Annotated in this window: 25 protein-coding genes and 1 pseudogene; 22 read left to right on the top strand and 4 right to left on the bottom strand. The window is 48.4% G+C overall.

Annotated features, from left to right (window positions below; all coding sequences use genetic code 11):
• The 3 genes and pseudogenes from GM154_RS25805 to GM154_RS25000 form a co-directional block, all read left to right on the top strand.
• Nucleotides 1–380: pseudogene (locus GM154_RS25805) on the top strand (transposase); the annotation flags it as partial.
• Between the two features lie 199 nt (nt 381–579).
• Nucleotides 580–930 (top strand): hypothetical protein, encoded by a 351-nt coding sequence (locus tag GM154_RS25005; RefSeq protein ID WP_219654164.1) that lies wholly within the window; start codon nt 580–582, stop codon nt 928–930.
• 7 nt (nt 931–937) lie between these two features.
• Nucleotides 938–1,561, top strand: a complete 624-nt coding sequence (locus GM154_RS25000) for a hypothetical protein (protein WP_219654162.1) — start codon at nt 938–940, stop codon at nt 1,559–1,561.
• 148 nt (nt 1,562–1,709) lie between these two features.
• Here the strand turns inward: GM154_RS25000 and GM154_RS24995 are convergent, their stop codons facing one another.
• Nucleotides 1,710–2,339 (bottom strand): recombinase family protein, encoded by a 630-nt coding sequence (locus GM154_RS24995; RefSeq protein ID WP_219654160.1) that lies wholly within the window; start codon nt 2,337–2,339, stop codon nt 1,710–1,712.
• Between the two features lie 172 nt (nt 2,340–2,511).
• Here GM154_RS24995 and GM154_RS24990 point away from each other — a divergent pair, with 172 nt between their 5' ends.
• Nucleotides 2,512–3,573 (top strand): hypothetical protein, encoded by a 1,062-nt coding sequence (locus GM154_RS24990; RefSeq protein WP_219654158.1) that lies wholly within the window; start codon nt 2,512–2,514, stop codon nt 3,571–3,573.
• 89 nt (nt 3,574–3,662) lie between these two features.
• Here the strand turns inward: GM154_RS24990 and GM154_RS24985 are convergent, their stop codons facing one another.
• Nucleotides 3,663–4,499, bottom strand: a complete 837-nt coding sequence (locus tag GM154_RS24985) for a restriction endonuclease (protein ID WP_219654155.1) — start codon at nt 4,497–4,499, stop codon at nt 3,663–3,665.
• A 174-nt stretch (nt 4,500–4,673) separates the two neighbouring features.
• Between GM154_RS24985 and GM154_RS24980 the strand changes: the two genes are divergently transcribed.
• The 7 genes from GM154_RS24980 to GM154_RS24955 all read left to right on the top strand — a co-directional run bounded on the left by GM154_RS24980 (nt 4,674) and on the right by GM154_RS24955 (nt 8,697).
• Complete coding sequence (locus GM154_RS24980) at nt 4,674–5,324, top strand: AAA family ATPase (protein WP_219654146.1); 651 nt, start codon at nt 4,674–4,676, stop codon at nt 5,322–5,324.
• Entirely contained in the window at nt 5,314–5,598 is a 285-nt protein-coding gene (locus GM154_RS24975) for a ribbon-helix-helix domain-containing protein (protein WP_219654144.1), read from the top strand. The genes GM154_RS24980 and GM154_RS24975 overlap by 11 nt, the downstream gene beginning before the upstream one ends.
• 282 nt (nt 5,599–5,880) lie before the next feature.
• Nucleotides 5,881–6,372, top strand: coding sequence for a TrfB-related DNA-binding protein (locus tag GM154_RS24970; RefSeq protein WP_219654142.1), 492 nt, complete (start codon nt 5,881–5,883; stop codon nt 6,370–6,372).
• Between the two features lie 430 nt (nt 6,373–6,802).
• On the top strand, nt 6,803–7,240 hold the full coding sequence (locus GM154_RS24965; protein WP_219654140.1) for a hypothetical protein: 438 nt from the start codon (nt 6,803–6,805) through the stop codon (nt 7,238–7,240).
• 191 nt (nt 7,241–7,431) lie between these two features.
• A complete protein-coding gene (locus GM154_RS26140; protein WP_374940348.1) occupies nt 7,432–7,728 on the top strand; it encodes a hypothetical protein in 297 nt (98 codons plus the stop codon).
• Between the two features lie 31 nt (nt 7,729–7,759).
• The gene (locus tag GM154_RS24960) at nt 7,760–8,170 is read left to right on the top strand and encodes a hypothetical protein (RefSeq protein WP_219654138.1); all 411 of its coding nucleotides are present in this window, start codon (nt 7,760–7,762) and stop codon (nt 8,168–8,170) included.
• Between the two features lie 332 nt (nt 8,171–8,502).
• The gene (locus GM154_RS24955) at nt 8,503–8,697 is read left to right on the top strand and encodes a hypothetical protein (RefSeq protein ID WP_219654136.1); all 195 of its coding nucleotides are present in this window, start codon (nt 8,503–8,505) and stop codon (nt 8,695–8,697) included.
• Nucleotides 8,698–8,760: 63 nt separating this feature from the next.
• Here the strand turns inward: GM154_RS24955 and GM154_RS24950 are convergent, their stop codons facing one another.
• The gene (locus GM154_RS24950; RefSeq protein ID WP_219654135.1) at nt 8,761–9,057 is read right to left on the bottom strand and encodes a mobilization protein; all 297 of its coding nucleotides are present in this window, start codon (nt 9,055–9,057) and stop codon (nt 8,761–8,763) included.
• A gap of 407 nt (nt 9,058–9,464) precedes the next feature.
• Here GM154_RS24950 and mobA point away from each other — a divergent pair, with 407 nt between their 5' ends.
• From mobA to GM154_RS24935, 3 genes are read left to right on the top strand one after another with little or no spacing between them, the layout of a single operon-like run.
• Entirely contained in the window at nt 9,465–9,797 is a 333-nt protein-coding gene (gene mobA / locus GM154_RS24945; RefSeq protein ID WP_219654133.1) for a plasmid mobilization protein MobA, read from the top strand.
• A 7-nt stretch (nt 9,798–9,804) separates the two neighbouring features.
• Complete coding sequence (traI, locus tag GM154_RS24940) at nt 9,805–11,763, top strand: TraI/MobA(P) family conjugative relaxase (protein ID WP_219654132.1); 1,959 nt, start codon at nt 9,805–9,807, stop codon at nt 11,761–11,763.
• A gap of 56 nt (nt 11,764–11,819) precedes the next feature.
• Complete coding sequence (locus tag GM154_RS24935) at nt 11,820–12,005, top strand: hypothetical protein (protein ID WP_219654127.1); 186 nt, start codon at nt 11,820–11,822, stop codon at nt 12,003–12,005.
• A 22-nt stretch (nt 12,006–12,027) separates the two neighbouring features.
• Here GM154_RS24935 and GM154_RS24930 read toward each other — a convergent pair whose 3' ends face one another.
• Nucleotides 12,028–12,414 (bottom strand): helix-turn-helix domain-containing protein, encoded by a 387-nt coding sequence (locus GM154_RS24930; RefSeq protein ID WP_219654124.1) that lies wholly within the window; start codon nt 12,412–12,414, stop codon nt 12,028–12,030.
• Nucleotides 12,415–12,628: 214 nt separating this feature from the next.
• On the opposite strand from GM154_RS24930, the gene GM154_RS24925 reads away from it, so the two are divergent.
• The 8 genes from GM154_RS24925 to GM154_RS24890 form a co-directional block, all read left to right on the top strand.
• Nucleotides 12,629–13,141 carry a transcription termination/antitermination NusG family protein gene (locus tag GM154_RS24925; protein WP_219654121.1) on the top strand — a complete coding sequence of 171 codons (513 nt, stop codon included), beginning with the start codon at nt 12,629–12,631 and terminating at the stop codon, nt 13,139–13,141.
• A gap of 96 nt (nt 13,142–13,237) precedes the next feature.
• Nucleotides 13,238–13,447: a hypothetical protein gene (locus GM154_RS24920; RefSeq protein WP_219654119.1), complete on the top strand. Its 210-nt coding sequence runs from the start codon at nt 13,238–13,240 to the stop codon at nt 13,445–13,447.
• A gap of 292 nt (nt 13,448–13,739) precedes the next feature.
• Nucleotides 13,740–14,228 (top strand): lytic transglycosylase domain-containing protein, encoded by a 489-nt coding sequence (locus GM154_RS24915; protein WP_219654118.1) that lies wholly within the window; start codon nt 13,740–13,742, stop codon nt 14,226–14,228.
• Nucleotides 14,229–14,264: 36 nt separating this feature from the next.
• Nucleotides 14,265–14,738 (top strand): DotD/TraH family lipoprotein, encoded by a 474-nt coding sequence (locus tag GM154_RS24910; protein ID WP_219654109.1) that lies wholly within the window; start codon nt 14,265–14,267, stop codon nt 14,736–14,738.
• Nucleotides 14,735–15,535 (top strand): type IV secretion system DotC family protein, encoded by an 801-nt coding sequence (locus tag GM154_RS24905; protein ID WP_308460637.1) that lies wholly within the window; start codon nt 14,735–14,737, stop codon nt 15,533–15,535. Before GM154_RS24910 ends, GM154_RS24905 begins: the two co-directional genes overlap by 4 nt.
• On the top strand, nt 15,532–16,704 hold the full coding sequence (gene traJ, locus GM154_RS24900; protein WP_219654105.1) for a plasmid transfer ATPase TraJ: 1,173 nt from the start codon (nt 15,532–15,534) through the stop codon (nt 16,702–16,704). Before GM154_RS24905 ends, traJ begins: the two co-directional genes overlap by 4 nt.
• Nucleotides 16,705–16,755: 51 nt before the next feature.
• Nucleotides 16,756–17,040, top strand: coding sequence for an IcmT/TraK family protein (gene icmT, locus GM154_RS24895; protein WP_219654097.1), 285 nt, complete (start codon nt 16,756–16,758; stop codon nt 17,038–17,040).
• Between the two features lie 40 nt (nt 17,041–17,080).
• Nucleotides 17,081–18,516: DUF5710 domain-containing protein (locus GM154_RS24890; protein WP_374940347.1), on the top strand; the 1,436-nt coding region annotated here is incomplete at its 3' end.

Here is an 18,516-nt window from a genome sequence, read left to right as displayed (position 1 = left end):
GTGCCGCTTGCCTTCTATGTCAGCGGAGCTAATCGACATGACTCGATTATGTTCGAGCCGCTGGTTGATGCCTTACCAACACTTGAAGACAAACCCAGTAGAGCCAGGCGTTGGCCTGAGAAGCTACACGCTGACAAAGCATATGACATAGAGCGCTGCCATAGACATCTGTGCAAGCGAGGAATCGAATCGCCCGTAAAGGAATAGATAGCAAGGAACGACTTGGCCGGCATCGCTGGGTAGTGAAGCGTACCCATGCCTGGTTGGCCGGTATGGGAAAGCTGCGTATCCGTTTTAAGCGCAGGCTTGCTATTCACCGAACCCTGTTATTGCTGGCGTGCAGCATCATCTGTGTGCGTTCATTGGTGAAGTTTTGTTAGCGGCTCTAAGTGCCTTCAGTGAAGGCATGCGGTTTGAGTCTTGTGTTTGACCTTTTCAGGCTGAGTAGGGCAAGCGATAAAACTAATTAGAGCTAGATTGAAAAGGAATTTTGAAATGATGGAACGCCATGGGATAGAAATGTAAAATAAATGCTCTAAGCTAAAGTAATTATTTATCAAATAAATATAGGCATCAGGTATGGAAAAGAATAACAGTATCTCTATCGGTTCTATGCAGAACTCACAAGTTCAACAAGATGCTCAGAACTCAAATCAAACTATCGAGCAAAGCACTTTTGAGACTGATCTAAGTAGCTTTTTAGAAAGCTTTATACGCGACATAGATAAGTTAGAAGATAAAAGCGTAGCCAAGGAGCTGCTGGCTGACGCAGAAACTATAAAGGTACAATTTAATTCACCTTCACCAAAGAAGGGAATTATTAAAGAGTGTCTTCTATCTATAAAGAAGGTTATAGAAGGAGCAGCTGGCAATGTGCTTGGGTCATATGTCCCAGCAATAACTTCGCTTATCACAAACTTTAGTCAATAGGTACTTTATGAGCAGCCTTGTTTTGGAGTTGCAGCGAGATGCATTAGATAAAGGAATACATGTAACAAACCTTCTCCGTAAGGCTTTGCTGGTTTCTAGAAAGCTGAAAATAAAGGATATAGAAGAGTGGATAACCAGTGAGTTAAATGGGTATGAAGATATGCTCCCTGACTATCGAGTAGTAAGAGGGGAAGTCAAAGCCTTTAACCCCTATAGAGGTTGGATTCCAGTCTATGTAAACGAAGAATGGCACGATCTGTTATGTAAGCAAAATGTCTGGTTGTCTGTTAGTCAGATAGAAAATCTCATAGAAGGTACAGAAACTGGTACTTTCACTATGAAATATGCTCCTGGCCCATCAGATATCATTAGGAAGCTAATAGGACAGGACTTTCAACCTGCGTTATTTGTGCCCGTACATCATCTAGTCCGCATGATAGATACAGTAAAAACAAAAGTAATGGAGTTTGCTTTAGATCTTGAGGAGAGAGGTATTCTTGGTGAGGGTATTACTTTTTCAGTACACGAGCAAAAAGTTGCTCAAAATATCACATATAATACTATCAATATTCAGAGAATGACTAATTCTCAGATTCAACAGGATACTTTTGAGTCTGACCAATTTAATTAGTTATGCGTTGGGTTGATAATTTCGTGCCGAGAGTGACAGAAGGTTTTGCCAGCATGGTCATGCTTTATAAACATTAGATAAAGCCTACCCCTATAGTAAGCAGATAGACTCTCCTCGTAGGAGTTGATTGTCTATGACATGTTGCTATTTAAGTCTGTTGAATGCGACAAGAGCTTGTGACATCGGTACGTAGATTCATCTCACCTTCCCTACTACGAATTCGCATGATGGTCTGACGAGATATTCCGTAGGCTCTAGCCAAACTGGAAACTGACGCACCAGCTTTTAATTGCTCCAGAACCTCTGCTCTCTTTTTTTCGGACAATGCAGCGCGACGACCTAATTTCTTACCTTGGGCAACGGCTCGTGCTAAGCCAGCATTTGTCCGCTCTATCAACTGATCCTTTTCAAACTCAGCCACGGCAGCTATGACACCCATTGTCATTTTTCCCGTCGCGCTTGTTAGATCCATTCCGCCTAAAGCTAGGCAATATACCTTTATCCCGTCACCTGCTAGCCGCTCCACTGTAGAGCGAACGTCCATAGCGTTTCGGCCAAGCCGATCAAGTTTCGTCACGATGAGCACATCTCCAGGCTCCATTCGGTCGATGAGCTTAGCGAATTGAGGCCTGGCTCCGGCGGCAGTACTTCCGCTGATGCATTCAGTTACTACTCGCCTGGTGTTCACGGAAAAGCCCGCAGCTTCAATTTCGAGTACTTGGTTATCAGTGGTCTGATCCGGGGTGCTTACCCTGGCATACAGAAAGGTTCGAGACATAAAGCAGCCTTCATATGTACGGAAACGTATGGGCTAAATAGTACATTGTCCGAAACTAGCGATGGCATAGATTCGGACAGGCTCATCAGAGGGTGTCCGTAAAGGATCGTTTTAGGACATTGAATTAACAATTAACAATTAACAATTAACAATTAACAATGGAGAATAAACTATGAATAAGGGCTTGGTGAACGAATGGTTAGAAAAACTCCGTGGTATGGGCATTAACCGTGCGCTATTCCAGCTGATCGAAACTGACGGAATTACCGTTGAGCCAGGGAGTTTCCTTTTCTCCATAGTAAACACGGCAGCTCAAAATGGTATTCCTAGCTCTGCGTACTCAAAGCTTTTGATGTTGGATGCTGCATGTGCCGAATGGGTTAATCGTAACTTGCCACTAAATCAGGAGCTTGAAACGCTGTGCACATCTGAAGTTGAACATTTTAAAGCGTCCTCTAAATTGGCCGAATTGATCGCTGGTGGTCTGCTAGGCACAGTCTTCCCAGCGATGGAGCGTATACCCGAAAGGAAGAAATCCACCACACCGGATTTCCGTCTTGGCGAAAGCATCTACGCAGAGGTTTATTGTCCGCAAGAATCAGATACCGAGACTCGCAAATACAGCGAATGGTTAAAGCAGAGCGCCGACCCTATCAAGCTTTTCATTAGCTATCCCATTACAGGATCTGCTCTGCAAGCGTTGCAGTACTCAACTAACAAGACGATTGACCGAGCTGTTAATGCCAAGCGCAAGAGTCAACAGTTTGTAGCTGAAAGCGAAAATCTATTGTGGCTGGACCTGCTAAATGGATTTGGCATAAGCAGCCAGGATACAAAGCCCTATACGAGTGTTCATAAGGGGGAGAACACTTATGTGGGGAGCTTCGGAATATGGCATAGCCTCTACGGACAGCAGGGAAGCTCATTTACGACTGAGCGTACCGATCTTCGCTATCTTAGGCGGCTAAACATTTATACGCAGCAACAGGAAGGGTTATTCAGAGTGCGTTCTGAGGTTTCCGGTGCTTTGATCCTCGTAACGGATGGTGTCCTCATCTTTGAGAACCCGTGGGCTTCTACACCCTTATCAGAAACAACACGGCAGAAATTAAAGCGATTAATGCGGTTCAAGCCTGATATGTCTTGGCTCGCTATACCAGGGTACCGCCTAGAAGACCGAGTGAACAATATTCTTGCTGAAATAGACTGGCTGTACTCTGACTCAAACGTCTAACTCTAGTCGCTGTCGATTAATTATTAATTAATAATTAATAATTAATAATTAATAATTAATTGTGTGTAGTCCTAACTATTTTTAACAAATCAGTGATGATAGATGTTCTCATCAAGAGGTGGGCCGTCATCAGTTACTCTACTAATAGAGTCCCTTGGCTCAAAGATGGACCCTCCGAATATCGCGTCAAATTCTGCCTCAGTGTCCGCTATGTATTCCAAAATTCCTTCCAGTAAAACTCGAAACGTATCGCAATACCATGTTATGTGCGGAGTAATCTTCGCGAGTACTCCAATCTTAAATTCATCCAGACTCTTTGGCACATCTAGCAAGGTGCCCGTGTTTAACAGTGGTGACATAACCTGGTTATTAAACATAGATAGGACCATGATTGACGCACTGTTTTGTCGTCTCAGCAAATCAAACCGCTCCTTATCTTGGGGGCTAAGCTTGTTGTAAGCGCGGTCTCGACCATAGTTGACATACTCAACGTACTGATGCGCTCTGTCAGCAGCATCCCCGATGCGTGGGCAAAAATATCTTTTCCACCAAGCCTCAAAATATCTTTGTTGGAACTCTAGATATGTCATTCCAACGATATTCGTGTTTTGAGTGTACATTTTGGCACCATGCTGGAGCCCATGCTTCGAGATGATAAATCCAATGTTAGCGCCGGTTTCATGCATCACCGTTGTGAACGAATGGACTACAGACTGGGGGACGGCACTGCCCCAATTTTTGCACTCTACTATGTATCTGACCTTGTCCACGCTCCGAACATCTATCGCATGAACATCCACATTCACCGAACCACGTGGCGTCTCCAAATCAACCTCTATCTCTGCAAGTAACCCGACGTTTCGGAAGATACGTTGCACACCTGTCTGGAGGTCTTGCCATTTTTCCGGTAACGGATCATCAATCATAGCTGCTCTCCAATACGCTTTTTGCTAGTAGTTAAAGCTACTGAGGACCACAGAAGTAGTCCACGTCTTTACCGCTGATTCGCTGGGGCATGCCCGACAAGGCCAAACGGGAAAGCTTGACTAATAACTAATAATTAGTAATTATGAATTACTAATTAACAAGAGATTCTGGTCATGGGCAAAATTGTGATAGTGGGTTGCAATAAAGGTGGGGCTGGTAAAACGACTACAGCAGTAAACCTGTCTGTGGCACTGGCCTTTGCGAACCATGACGTCTGCCTAGTTGATGCAGACCCACAGCGAAGCGCATCAAAATGGTATGCAGAACGCGAATCAGCAGATCTGAACCCTAAGATCACACTCATTGAAAAACGAGACAACCTTAGCTCAACACTGCGCACCCTAGGTGAAAAGTTCGACTATGTAGTGGTTGACGTAGCGGGCCGAAACTCACGGGAACTCATTACAGGTGCGACTGTGGCTGATTTGATTATTGCTCCCCATCAATGCAGCCAGCTTGATCTAGATACCCTTGGAGAACTCCAAGAGCAGGTCATCAGGATTCGAGACCTGAACCCAGGTTTGCAGGCATTTGCATATCACTCCATGGCATCAACGAATCCATCAGTGCGCGAAACGGAAAGGAGCGAATTTCTAGAGTTCGTATCTGAATTTCCAGAGATTCGTCCCTTGAACGCGGTCGGTTTTTACCGCAAGGCATATAAGGACTCTATCCCTTCGGGGAAATCTGTTCTGGAAGGCGATAATGCTCAAGCAGCGGCGGAGATAAATGATTTGATGAAGGAGATTTGCCGTGGTTCTTAAAAAACCAAGCCAGGCAGCAGCTGGAAAAAGTGCTACGCCTGAAGAGGCAGATGCTTTAGCACGGCAGCTCGCCGATAAACCCTACGGCGAGAAAATGCGTGCGTCTGAAAGTGTGAAAAAGGCGAAACCGCTTTCAATCAGCCTGCCGCCTGACATGATCGAGCAGCTTGAAGATACAGTGCGTGATAACAAACGTTCAGGGTCGGGTTCTCGAACGATCAGCGCATTGATACGTGAAGCATTAGAAAGAAATGGATATAAGTCCAATAATTAATAATTAATAATTAATAATTAACAATTAATATAGGCTTATGGTCAAAATCAGCAGCTCTGCTACATAAACCAAGATGAAACAAAAAGCCCCCTACGTAAAAGAAGGGGGCTTTTTTTTGGCCGTAGACCCGGCAAGGCTTCCGACCGTGCTTCCATATTCCCTGCAGGAGATTTGGAAAAGCTTACTAATCATACCGGCATACAAAACGATTGTAAAAACACACCATTAGTGTTTACATGTGTTTACTTAATAAGTTAAACAGATATTGCATAAGGGTCATGTATGAGCACGGCAAGACAAAACCAAGAACGTCTCCAGGAGATGGCGTCACAGATCAAAGAAAGCCTGATGCCTGCCGAAGTCGCTCAATTGATACGTCTCATAGCTCCTACACCAACCACGGGAGAAATGAGTTCAGCGGAATTCGAGGATCTAATGAGAGACCTCAACGATAAGAGCACGCGTCGGGGATACTCGGAAACCTCTCTAAAGGCAGCCAGGCTTGTGTTAGTCATGGGGGCCACTGTAGCAGAAGCTGCGTCAGAAACGGGTGTATCAAGGCAGGCGATCCACCAGCTGCTGAAGCGGATCAGGCGTCGGATGGAGTCATTACCCAAAGATTGGGTGCCAGTGAGCACTTGGCTGCCTGAAGACGTCGCTAAGCAACTGGAAGACATTGTGGAGTCTCTTAAAGCATCACATGCCTCTGGTGAGCTTTTAGAAGGGGAGAGGCCAAGGCTTATGCTTAGTAAGGGTTTAATGGCTGAGGAATAAAGCAGACGTTACCCAACAAGGAAGCATAAAAAAAGGTTTAATAGTGTTTACATGTGTTTACATAAGGTTGTCGAATTAGTATAATGATCCTATCGAAGCCACATTGGCATCGATGCCCGAAAAGAGTGGCGGCAACCACTCCGGGCCAACCTTGCAGGAGATACACTATGAAACACCAAGCGACTAAAACGCCACGTAGTAATTCTCTAGGGCACGTTAATTTTACGTTGCTAGAGCGTGTGCCAGCATACCAGCGCAAAGGGGTCGCAGTTGAGGAAGTAGGCCTGCTAATCAAAGCTAGCCGTCCACAGTCCGCCGTAGCATTCGCTAGCTAACTGCTGCCATTGGAGCCCGGTTCGCCGGGCTCCTCTATCTGTTATTGATCTGAACGGCGGTAAACGTTCTGGGCCAACTTTGCAGGAAATATATCATGGAAAAAGTTTTCTATATTCCAGGTCAACCTTGGATAGTTGACTTTGCTGTTACGCGTAAAGACGGCGTTATAGTTAGCGAGCAACAAGGTATAGCTTTCTCTGAACTTAAAAATCTTTATCCATCCGCAGTGATGATTGATTACAAGGAAGCTGTCGAGCAAATTGAAAGCAGGTGTAAGACTGAGCCTAAACAAATCAACGCTGAAGATTATTATTACGCGCTGGAAGTTTTCCCGCTTGAGCAACGGACGTCAGGAGGTGATTTTGAAACATTCAAAATGTCCCAACGTACTAACGGTCGGGTGACAGCAATTTATGCGCGCATTGGCAATAGTTATTGGATGTTCCAGGACGTCTATTCACTTAACCATTTAGAAATTATTGCCAGGGTCAGAACAGCTCAGCAAATGCTTAAACAGGCAGTTATAAGTTAAATTCAAATCAATAGAAGCCCGCCAAGCGCGGGCTTTTTTATTGTTTGAAAGATAAAAGTATAGTATTTACATGTGTTTACTTAAATAAAATCGTTGATGGTTAGGCGGATTCCGCCTATAATGTGTCTATTGGTGAGGCGCAGAAAGCCACTCAGACGAGGGGGCTAGTCGTACCACCGATGGAATAAACGATGATCATTTCTGATATTGCGACTATCAAGACCAACTTCCCAGACGCCGATTTCTGGCTAGTTCGTAGAGGCTCTATAGAGCAGTGTGGTAAGCCAGTTCGAGCTTTCAATCCCGAGCACATAGGCATCAAGGTTGAGCGTACAGAGCTAGTGCTTCCTGATTATCTGTACTATGTGTTTTTGCACCTCAACCAGATTGGCAGCTGGAGGGAGCTAGCCACTGGGACTCTTAGTCTAGTTAATATCAGAGTTTCAGACGTAAAACGAATCAGATTGGAATTTACTCAGGGGCGCTAAGCCCCTTCTTTATTGAGTGAGACTGAGAGCTATGGAAATCAAGATCCCTGATATTCAAGCGCAGCAGAAATTTATTTTTGAAGAGGCTACGAAGGAAGCTATTGCGGCGTTAGAGGCTAACCTAAAAGCACCTCGCATCGAGCCACAGAGTGAGATCGATGAAAGCCAATACTCCAATAAACATCTATTAAGAGAGAAGCAGGGTTGGGAGCCTCCGAGCCCTGACATAGTAGCTGCCTACTTTCGTCATTTTCAAAAGCATTTTCCCGAGTTCGATACCGATCAGAAACTAGCAGACCTGCTAGGTATTTCTAGCAATCGACGCATCCGAGAATTCAAAAGTGGAGAAGCTAAGGTTCCCTATGGCGTATGGCGGAGGTTCCTTGTTCTAACAGGACGCGCGCCGCAAGAAATTATTCCAGTCATGGCATTCATGGGGTGAAGGTAGGTATTTATCAGGCAGGACTTGAAAGGTTCGAGCTTGCTATAAGATCTATCGATACAGCGAAGCAAAAGCACATCGAAGAGACTAACCAGTATCAGCAGATCAGCTTCTTTGAAGCTTTCGGCGCAAGCGGCCCGGAAAAATGCTTGAGGAAAGATGAGGGGATTACACGACGAGTTTAACGAACTCTGTCGGTTGCTAATCAAGGCCCGCAGCAGTGCTGTGCTAATGAGTGTTGAACGCCTTCTATCTGAGACGAGCGACTGAGTAACCCAAGAGCAGGCCAAGGTGCTTTAAAGTTGGTATAACCAGCAGTGAGGAATCTTTAGATGATAGATTTTTATGGTTCTGGTTTGGCCGTTTATACCCATGTCATTCAAGAGCGTATTGCTGGCGAGTGGGAGCCAATCGCGTATGCGGAAGATTTTTGGATGGCCCAGGATATTCTTGCTGAGATTGAGATGGGTTTTCCAACTCCAGAAGGTAAAGAGCGTTATCGCGTTCTCTCTGTTAACTACGCATAACACCTTTCTTATTAAAAAATAAAAAGCCCCAACGCTGGGGCTTTTTATTTTTTTACGCAGCCTTCAGCCAGTAACGGCTTCGGTTTGCGCTACGTTAGTTTTCTTTCGGCCCGATGATCGTTTTCGCGTCGATAAAAGTTCAGAAATTGCTTTAGCGGTAACTGTGACGCCGACGCTCTCCAACGCCGATTTTATTTCAGCGATGGAATAACCTTTCTGGCTAGATAGTAAAATAATTTGATCTTTTAGTGAGTCCAGCATCTCAGCCTGACTGATCTTGTCACGGCTCAAATCGGGTAGCTCACTTAGAGCATTACGCGCCTTTTCCAGCTCTTCTTGGGTGTACGTTCTAACGGCCATATTAGGTAAGCCTCAGTAGTATCTGTTAAGCCTGGCGAGGTGACCAGCTCATTGGTTGTGGATGCAGTCCAAGAGTATCAACAATTCAACCACTGACACACCCCGAAAGTTCCTATCCAGATAGATATGGTCTAGCTTAGGGCGTCCCACCTATATCTGCATACATAGCCAAATTATCTAGCAGCCCACAGGTGACTTTTCACCGCCTAGACGTTCAACCTAACTTCCCATGACGCCGCTTGTCGCTTTATCCGTTCTGCGACGCTCATCCCAACCATTTTGCCGAAATACATAGTAATATTTGGGACAGGAAATGTTTTGTATGTACCGCCTGCACGCAGACGATCCATTCAAAACCCTGATCAGGGCTGCGCCCCGACACCCCATCAACGTCATAGGTTGTAGTCATGTCAAAGAGCGAAACGCGTCGTAGAGATGTAGTCTTGAATCTTCGGTGTACCGAGGAAGAGGCTGCGACTCTGAAAGCAAAAGCTAAAGCTGCTGGTATCAGTACCGCTGATTTGCTTCGTCGCTCTGCGCTCAACCGTAAGATAATGACTCGTACCGATACGCGACTGATGAACGAACTACTGCGTCTAGGTGGGCTGCAAAAGCACCTCTATACGCAGATGCAAAATTGCATGACTCCTGAGCTAAGCAAGCAGTTTTCAGAAGTACTAATCGAAGTCAAAAAGGCAATTGTTGCACTGGACTTGAATCAAGTTCCGGTGAGCAGGTAAGCGTCCTATGAACGTCATTGTCCCGCAAAAACGCAAGGATGGAGGCACAAGCTTTTTAAAGCTTGTGAGCTACGTTAGCCAACGTGAGGACAAACCTGCAAACGATACCGTTGTAACTTCAGAACCTAAGCCAGCTCGTTCAGAATCCAGCAAAGCTAGCTTTGATCGGCTCGTTGATTACATTGATCGAAGCGGCACAGAGGATGCACCAGTACGTGTTACTGAGCAGTTTAGTGACGGGCGCCAACGCGTGCTTGCTGGAGGAGTAACATGCGAAACGAATGCTTTCTCTTTAGAAACTGCGGCTGCCGAAATGAACATGGTCGCTGCGCAGAATCGCCGTATCAAAGATCCGGTTTACCACTTCATTATTTCTTGGCGTGAAGAAGACAAACCAACCGATCAGCAGGTATTTGAGTCAGCTCAATATGCTTTGAAATCGTTGGGTATGCATGAGCATCAGTACGTCACAGCGATACATCGTGATACTGACAACGTGCATGCGCATGTGGCGGTTAATAGAGTCCACCCGATAACCTACAAAGCTACCAACCTTTGGCAAGACGTTGACCGTCTGCAAAAGAGCATGCGTATTCTGGAGCGTCACTACGGCTTCACACCAGATAATGGACCCTGGCAACTTAACGCTGATAACCGGCTGGTCCGTCCTGGTCTTCGTTACCCTAGTGCCCCCCAGGGTGCTGCCAAGCGGCAGATATTCTCCAACAAGGAAAGCCTTCATCATTACGCTGTCGATACGGTGCGTAATGAGATTAACGAAGCGGTCAAGAAGGGAAAGGCGAACTGGAGATATCTGCATCTTCTTCTTCATGAAAAAGGGCTTGGACTGCGCGAGCAAGGTGGCGGTCTAGTCATCTATAACTACTTGCAGCCTGAAGATCCTCCAGTCAAAGCCTCCTCGATTCATCCGGCACTTACTAAAACGCGAATCGAGCCAATTTATGGATCATATGAAGGCCCACCAGCATTTGAATCAGCAAATGCTGCCGATGGCGGTTATGGCATTTTCCAGACCTACCATCCTTCTTTTGAGATGAGAGATAAGGGTGTTAGAGCAGAACGGAGAGAGGCTCGTGCTGAGGCTCGTGAAGCGTTAAAGGGACGGTATCAAGACTATCGTAAATCCTGGGTAAAGCCTGACCTTCATGCAAAGGAAAGATACCAACAGATAGCTGCCCGCTACCAAGCCATGAAAGGCGACGTTAAGCGTTCACACAGCGATCCATTGCTCCGTAAGCTGATGTACAGAGTGGCAGAGTTTGAGCGTATGAAGGCCATGGCTGAGTTACGCATTGAACTACGAAAGGAGCGACAAGAGCTTGCGGGTAAAGGCTTACTCCGTCCACTTGCTTATCGTCCATGGGTCGAGCAAGAAGCATTGAAAGGCGATGCGGCGGCGGTTAGTCAGCTGCGTGGTTTCGTGTACCGAGAGAAGCGCAAAGGCCGTGCATTGGAAGGTGGATTGGACAGGGTAATACTGTGCAGCAAAGCGGATGACTCTGCTGTTTACAATCCGAAAGGTTACACGTCGAGGCTTTACCGAGACGGCACTATCGAGTACTTACGCGACGATGTTGTGGGAGTGATCGACCGTGGAGGGCTGGTCCAAATCAAGCCAGGTTTTGAGGACCACGTGGACTCGGCCAACCATCGCTTAGCAGTCAATCTTGTAAGTACTAAAAGCGGTGATGGCGTGAAAGTTATCGGAGATGATCAGTTCGTTGACAAAGTACTTGATGCTGGGTGTGGCCTTAACCACCGTGCAGGGAAGTATGTGTTCTTAGTGACAGATCAGAAGCAATTGGCACGCTACGAATCAATTGATAGGGAATACCGCCTGCATTACGGACACAACGAGCAAATCAAACAACAGACTGCGCAAGATGATTATACGGACGATGTTGCAAGCAGACCGCATCAGCGGCCGAACCCATTTGGTATGTAAATAAATTGATGATGTGTTAGCGGTAAATAAGTGCTTGCTGTTTATATGGAGATACTATGACTATCAAATATGATGAATTACGTTTCGAGATTAAAGAGTTGATATCTCTAGTCAGACTTGACGAAAAGTATGCGTCGTTAGTCGCTGAGGGTCTACTGCCTATCGATCAGCAGGCGATTAATTGCCACTGGCAGCGTCAGAATCGGATTGAAGAGTTATCGCGTAAGTATGGGTTAGTCTAATCTGAGCCCTTCGTAGTTGTAGTTAGTTCTTCGAAGGGTCATTATGTATATTGTATTTTTTAATGAACGCCAGAATTTCCTCAAGATATTCTGGCGAATCTACCTCAGTGATCTTTTCTGCAATTTCCTGCCTAAGTGCTATTAGGCGAGTCCTCAATGCGTCTTGTCCCCCAGGTAGTAGTTCGCCTGGTGCGACATTGAACACCGTCGCAATTCTAATCAGCTGCTCTATACCAGGAAGATTGACGCCTCTCTCATAGCGACCAATCAATGGAGCATCGCAACCGATAAGTTCAGCTAGATCGGACTGGCTCATACCCATCGACTTTCGAAGAGCCTTGATTCTGGCTCCTATCACGCTCCGGAGAGTGTCCACTGGGACTCCAAATGAAAAAATTAATATTTTCATACGGTTGTATTCCGCAAAAGGTAAAAAAGTATCTATTAGATAAAAAAGTGTTTACTTTTCCTTTTATCTAATTTATTTTGCACTCTAGAAATCCTTCTCCAGCAGGCAATTTAAGGGCTAGAGAGGAGCCGAGCTGGTCTGTCTATAGCTCACAATGGCCCCTGCACCGAACGGTTCAGGAATTCGAAAGAGCGCCTGATCGAAAGGTTTGAGCATGCGAAACTGGTACGTTCTGATTCACAATTCAGCCTGCTATCAGTCACTTACTGAGCTGATCAAAAGACTGGATGTTGAGGTGTACAACCCATGTCGAGTTACCTTTCGCAAACGTCGAGATCGTCCTTCATCATTAAAGCGCGAGCTGCCGCTGTTCCCAGGCTATTTGCTGTTGCGTTTTGATCCGAATGTGACGCATACAACGACCATTACTGCCTTGAATGGGGCGCATGGGTTTGTTCGCTTTGGCGGAGAGACCTGTGTACTGCAGGACTCAGTAGTTGAGGCATTGAAGGCGGCAGTGCTAGTTCGAACCAACCGCACCTTTGATTGCATCGAGTACAGCAACTTGCCATCTGAGTTGGAAAAGTCGCTGCATCTAATCATTGATATGCATTCGGAAACTGCGCGTAAAGCCGCATTCTTTGCGCTTCTTGCCGAAGGTGCCACTTTGGCACGCCTCGCCAGTCGTCCTGGCACGCTTTGCTACTCAACGCTACATACCGCGTAGGCACTTAATCGCCGCAACCCGCTACTTTTTTACCCTCACCGCCAGGCGTTTACCTGGCGGTGTTTTTTTGCGTTCTCACAAACTGTAGGAGTTCTCATGGCGTCATCCGACGATGAAGCAACAACAAAAACATCAAGCGTTTACATCAGACCGGCGCGGGTCGAGGCACTGAATAAAGCTGCGATACGGGTGAGCTATGAAACTAACAGTTCCAAGCAAATTTCACCTTCTGAACTCGCCCGTTATCTAATTGATAATTTTCTTGAAAAGGCCGTGGAGAAGCTGATTGAAGATTCCAAAAAGTAGCCACTTGGGAGGCTGTCATGCGAGAGCGTGTACTTTTCGCCGCTTTGCTCATAGCTTTGGGTGGATGTAGCAATTCGGTATCGAACGTCACACAAGAGCCAGCGGGTCCATGGGTAGTAAGACAGATCGAGCAAAGCGCTGCGTCGATCAGCCTAACGCAAACCCATCTGCACGAGACCAGCGCATCGCCCGTCCATACTTCTGTTTCTGCATCGGCGCTGCCAACTGCGGAAAAACAAGTATCGCCAACTAAACCACCTATCAGGCATACACCTAATACTGGAGGTTAACTATGCGCTGCTTATGGGTGGTTCTAGCGGTGTCGATGCCGTTGCAGGCGTCTGCATTTTGTTTCAAGGAAGCAGGTCAGCGTTATCAGCTTGATCCAGTTTTACTGGAAGCCATCAGCATCCAAGAAAGCAGTTTGCAGCCTAGGGCTCTGAACGTGAATCGTGACTCAGGCGGGAATGTGCTCAGCACTGACTACGGTCTCATGCAAATCAATACCCGCAACGTAAACCGCTTGGTGAAAATGGGGGTAATTCAGAGTCCCGAAGACCTGCTTAAAAAGCCTTGTTTGAATGTACAGGTCGGCGCTTGGGTACTAGCTCAACACCTGCGTGTGTGTGGCAATACCTGGCGTTGCCTGGGATCGTACAACGCTGGCTTCCACCCATCGCAGCGCCAAGAGCGGCGGCGTCTGCATTACGCGCAAGAAGTACGCAACGTTTACAACGGGCTCAAAGCATTGGGCGCACCGGCCCGCCTCGCTATTCGTTAGTGCTGCGCCCTGTTCAGGGTGTCCAGGAGACTATCAATGAAATACTCCCTTTGGGCTGCTCAAGCGGCCGCATTGCTGCTGTCCGGCTGCCAGAGTTTCTGTGGTAAACCACCAGCGACTCCTACGCCTCCTGCAACCGTTGCTCCAGTAGTTAATAGGGCTCCGGTACAGCAGGAACTGCTATGGATGGAGGGCGCAATCAATACCCGGTCAGCATTACCGTTTGATGCCATCCGCACCCATGAAGACCTTGTGACGGTTGATTGGAATGGAGATGCTGTCGAGCTACTGTCCCATCTAGCCAGACAGCGTGGTCAGCGGTTCGCTTGGGCTGGTGTGCGTCTTCCTCTACCTGTCAACGTCAGGGTAAGCCGCGTCACTTATGCAAATCTGTTGCGCCTAATCGAGATGCAGACAGCATGGCGTGCCACGCTGACTCAGCTTCCAGGTCAAATAACTCTGGTCTTCGCACAAGCCACGCCTGCGAAGAAGGCAGGAGGGCGTCAGTGAAAAAGTCCATCTTGACGCTTGCTCTATTACAGGGCTTACAGGGGTGTGCCAATACCCCGCCCACTACAGCACCTGACACACCGGCGCCGCTGGAAAGCTACCTGGTGCCTGCTAGTCCACCATCAGCGGATGTGTCTGAATCACGGCGTCAACTGCTGGAAGAATCGGGGCGTAATACAGGTTTTCGTGGAGGCAAGGCTGAGCGTGCCTGGGAGCTACGCCAAGCATTGGATGGACAGGTAGGACGTCTGGATAGCCTTTATGACTTTCGGACCCTAATCAGCCGCGAGGGCTGGCTACCGCCTGTGATCGATGAGGCCGTGGACGTTGCCCACATCACTCCTCGGCAGATCCGCACCGCGAGCCATGTGTACGAGATCATTATCCCCGAACGGTTTGTGAGTAACCCGCCGTCATGGCGTACCTGGTTAATGGCAGGTCTGACATCAGCCAGCAAGGATGCCGCCGTGTCTGTAACACCTGAAAACAGCGTGCAGAAGACACTTTGGCAAGCAGCGGTCCGCCAAGGCTGGGAAGAAGGACGACAAAGTGCCGATCAGACATTAGCGGCAAACTTCAACCGCCTGACGCGTGATTATCGGGGAATGTTGTTGTACTCGCAGCTATTGCGCCAAGGCTTTATTACCGCGCCTGTAGTGACGGACCAACAGCAAACTGTCACGGGGGACGGGCAGAAGCTCACCACAGGCGACCGCGTGCGCAATCTCAAGGATAACGCCAGATTTATCCCTGATAAAACCCAGTGGCAACCAGTAATTCGGAAGGCACGGCCATGACGACAGCAGCCGATTTTGCTCCTTATGCGTTCGGTGAAGGACTCAGTAGTACTACGTTGCGTGAGTTTTTCGTTTGGTGCGCTCGGCAATCAGTCAGCGATATTCATATCCAAGGTGGTAACCACCTAGTGGTGGGGCAGCAAGGACGATTGCGAAAAGCCAGTGAATTTGTATTGGCTGACGATACCTGGTCCAAATTATTAGATGAGGTATTTAACCCTGAAATCAGGGCGACCGTTCGCGGAGGTCGTCCTGTGGACCGAGCGTTGCAGCTTGATGGTGATATCAACCAGCGCTACGGTCTGAGTCGCGGCGAGCGGCTCCGCTTTCGATGCAATTTTGTACAGGCTACCGCTGGCCGACTGGATACAACCATAGCCCTGACGATGCGGGTTATCCCGTCTGAGATTACAGAATTAACGGCGCTAGGCCTTGAGCATGAGCTTTTCGAAGCACTGTTGCCAGCCAGCGGACTTGGGTTGATTGGAGGGGTGACTGGTTCAGGCAAAAGTACTCTCGCAGCCGCGATCTACCGCTTTTGTTTGGATACTGACCAAGATCGCAAAATAACCACGACCGAAGATCCGATTGAATTCATTCTCGGTCGTGCAGGGGATGTATTACCCCCAACGCAGCTACAGATTAACCGAGACGTTGCAACCTATGCAGAAGGCATACGCGCACATCTACGGCGGGCGCCCTCGATTATCGGGGTAGGTGAAATGCGGGACTTGGAAACCTTCCAGGCTGGCATTCTGGCGGGCCAGCTGGGCCACTTCAATCTCAGCACGTTGCACATTCACTCACCAGGCGAAGCAATTCCTCGGTGCCTCACGATGGTGCCCTCCGAGATGCGTGAAGCAACGGCCCGCGACATGCTCGGTGTATTGCAATACATCGTTGTGCAAAAGCTATTGCGTACCACTGATGGCAAACGCCAAGCGGTGCGGGAGTACATCATTATTGACGATGCCTTGCGTGCCAAGCTGGCCAGCATGCCTTACACCGAGTGGGGACAGCATATCGACGGCATCATTCGCCAGGAACAGCGCCGCTTTGCCGATCATGCATGGCGGCTGTACCAAGCTGGGCGAATTGATCATCGTGAACTGGCAGTGGCCATGACCCCCTCCCAGTTGCGCGAACTGGAGCAGCAAGCAAGAGCGTAAGTGGTTGATCGCTCTGCAGAGGACTCGGCATCAAAGCCAAAGGAGTTACTAATGTCTGACGAGTTAGATTCCGGCTACTGGCGTAATGCTTCACGCCGTCTCAACGTGTATGGAATACCGGCACCCTTGTTTCTCCTGTACCTGTTTTGGTTTCGCTTCCCGTCGATGGACACGATTTATGTCGTTAGCGCCGTTATTGCAGGCTTTCGACTGCTCTCGTTTTTCGGCTGGACGCTCACGGTCCTGGTAGTACGTGTAGCGTATTTGATACGAGGCAAGCGCCTGGCCGGTCGGCCATGGTGGTATCGGCGATTCACTGGAGAGGGGGAGGGATAAACCAGCCCTGGTGAAAACGCCTCACAGGAGGAGATATCTAATGAGTTCATCTACGAATCCCCCTCGAACATCTGAGTACCCGGTCTGGCTTGCCGTCCCTCACGAAGCGCGAGAGGCTGTCCGCGAAGCTGCGGGACGGCTGGCGGATGGCCGGTCAGCTATTGAGTGGGATAAAGAAGCAAGTTTGTGGTTCGCCCGCCCAGGCTGCAATCTTGACCGCATCACCCCGTGGTTACCCGATCCTAGCCGCCGCGCCGGGGGCGGAGATGCAGAGTCCGAATTTCTTGATGCCCTTACTCAAGCAGGTTTGGTTATCAAAGGAATGCCGGTAATGGACGGCCAGCGTCATAGGGTGGCGACTGTTGAGGACAAGGGTGGTAAAAAAAGCGGTGTGTATCGTGGCTTTCTTGATCGGCGCCCCGGTGGGTGGTTTATCAACTATCACCGCGCTGATACAGCCAATGACGTGACGAAGTGGTCGGCAACTGGAGGCGAAGCAGATCCGGAAACTCGACTTCATATCCGCGCTGGAGCACGCCAGGCTCAGGATGACGCGGCCCGCGAGCGGGCAGAAACCCATGCAAGACAAACACTGGCAGCTCAAAAGCTATATGACCGATTACCTGCGGCAGACCCTTCGCACCCGTATCTGGAGCGTAAGGGAATAACCCCTACGCCCGATCTTCGTCAAACAAAAAACGGTGCCTTGGTGGTGCCGTTTTTCAATGTCTCAGGTGAGTTCCGGACACTGCAATACATACCCCCGGAGGGTGAGAAATTCCTGTTCAAGGATGCGCCCAAACAGGGCAACTTCCTGGTCGTTGGCGGTTCATTAGAGTCAGGCCAACCAGTGCTATACGCCGAAGGGTATGCCACAGCTCGTAGCTTGAACATGGCAACCGGGCACCCCGTTGTTATGACCATAGATGCCGGAAACATGCTTGAAGTCGCCAAGGTGCTGCATGAGCGCTTTCCCGACAATCCGCACGTGTTCTTAGCCGACTTCGACCATGCAAAAGCTGAAAACAAAGGCTTGGTCATGGCGACTGCAGCGGCTGATCTGGTCGGAGGGAAAGTGCTTTATCCAGCCTTCACCGAGGAGGAGAAAGCACGTGGTTTCACTGACTACAACGATCTTCACCAGTCACGGGGATTAGATGCGCTGCGTGGCCAATTCCCATCCGAATTGATTCGAGATAAAGAGGTATCCACCGTGCAGGATAATCGTTCCTTAGAGCCGGAGACGCCCAATACATCAGATCTTAATACGCGGGTAGAGCCAAATCGACCAGTTGAGTCGGAGGTACCGACTGCAGAAGTACGGGTGCCCGATCCAGTGACTGTTGACGTTAAATCTGACGTAAGTGTTGAAGCTGTTCAGGGGGCTACTGCTCCAGTCAGCGAGCCGCCTTCGATTGCTAGCTTCGAAGCGGCTACGCCCGCCAAGCCGGTAAGCAATGGCACTGAGGAAGGCCC

Source organism: Pseudomonas sp. MAG002Y, assembly GCF_019400845.1.
GTDB lineage: Bacteria > Pseudomonadota > Gammaproteobacteria > Pseudomonadales > Pseudomonadaceae > Chryseomonas > Chryseomonas luteola.
Note: the sequence above shows the minus strand (reverse complement) of the source record. Positions and strands in the feature narration are given on the sequence as shown.

Coding starts and splice junctions, on each gene's coding strand:
- GM154_RS25005 (WP_219654164.1), top strand. CDS start 580: ATGGAAAAGAATAACAGTATCTCTATCGGTTCTATGCAGAACTCACAA.
- GM154_RS25000 (WP_219654162.1), top strand. CDS start 938: ATGAGCAGCCTTGTTTTGGAGTTGCAGCGAGATGCATTAGATAAAGGA.
- GM154_RS24995 (WP_219654160.1), bottom strand. CDS start 2,339: ATGTCTCGAACCTTTCTGTATGCCAGGGTAAGCACCCCGGATCAGACC.
- GM154_RS24990 (WP_219654158.1), top strand. CDS start 2,512: ATGAATAAGGGCTTGGTGAACGAATGGTTAGAAAAACTCCGTGGTATG.
- GM154_RS24985 (WP_219654155.1), bottom strand. CDS start 4,499: ATGATTGATGATCCGTTACCGGAAAAATGGCAAGACCTCCAGACAGGT.
- GM154_RS24980 (WP_219654146.1), top strand. CDS start 4,674: ATGGGCAAAATTGTGATAGTGGGTTGCAATAAAGGTGGGGCTGGTAAA.
- GM154_RS24970 (WP_219654142.1), top strand. CDS start 5,881: ATGAGCACGGCAAGACAAAACCAAGAACGTCTCCAGGAGATGGCGTCA.
- GM154_RS24965 (WP_219654140.1), top strand. CDS start 6,803: ATGGAAAAAGTTTTCTATATTCCAGGTCAACCTTGGATAGTTGACTTT.
- GM154_RS26140 (WP_374940348.1), top strand. CDS start 7,432: ATGATCATTTCTGATATTGCGACTATCAAGACCAACTTCCCAGACGCC.
- GM154_RS24960 (WP_219654138.1), top strand. CDS start 7,760: ATGGAAATCAAGATCCCTGATATTCAAGCGCAGCAGAAATTTATTTTT.
- GM154_RS24955 (WP_219654136.1), top strand. CDS start 8,503: ATGATAGATTTTTATGGTTCTGGTTTGGCCGTTTATACCCATGTCATT.
- GM154_RS24950 (WP_219654135.1), bottom strand. CDS start 9,057: ATGGCCGTTAGAACGTACACCCAAGAAGAGCTGGAAAAGGCGCGTAAT.
- mobA (WP_219654133.1), top strand. CDS start 9,465: ATGTCAAAGAGCGAAACGCGTCGTAGAGATGTAGTCTTGAATCTTCGG.
- traI (WP_219654132.1), top strand. CDS start 9,805: ATGAACGTCATTGTCCCGCAAAAACGCAAGGATGGAGGCACAAGCTTT.
- GM154_RS24935 (WP_219654127.1), top strand. CDS start 11,820: ATGACTATCAAATATGATGAATTACGTTTCGAGATTAAAGAGTTGATA.
- GM154_RS24930 (WP_219654124.1), bottom strand. CDS start 12,414: ATGAAAATATTAATTTTTTCATTTGGAGTCCCAGTGGACACTCTCCGG.
- GM154_RS24925 (WP_219654121.1), top strand. CDS start 12,629: ATGCGAAACTGGTACGTTCTGATTCACAATTCAGCCTGCTATCAGTCA.
- GM154_RS24920 (WP_219654119.1), top strand. CDS start 13,238: ATGGCGTCATCCGACGATGAAGCAACAACAAAAACATCAAGCGTTTAC.
- GM154_RS24915 (WP_219654118.1), top strand. CDS start 13,740: ATGCGCTGCTTATGGGTGGTTCTAGCGGTGTCGATGCCGTTGCAGGCG.
- GM154_RS24910 (WP_219654109.1), top strand. CDS start 14,265: ATGAAATACTCCCTTTGGGCTGCTCAAGCGGCCGCATTGCTGCTGTCC.
- traJ (WP_219654105.1), top strand. CDS start 15,532: ATGACGACAGCAGCCGATTTTGCTCCTTATGCGTTCGGTGAAGGACTC.
- icmT (WP_219654097.1), top strand. CDS start 16,756: ATGTCTGACGAGTTAGATTCCGGCTACTGGCGTAATGCTTCACGCCGT.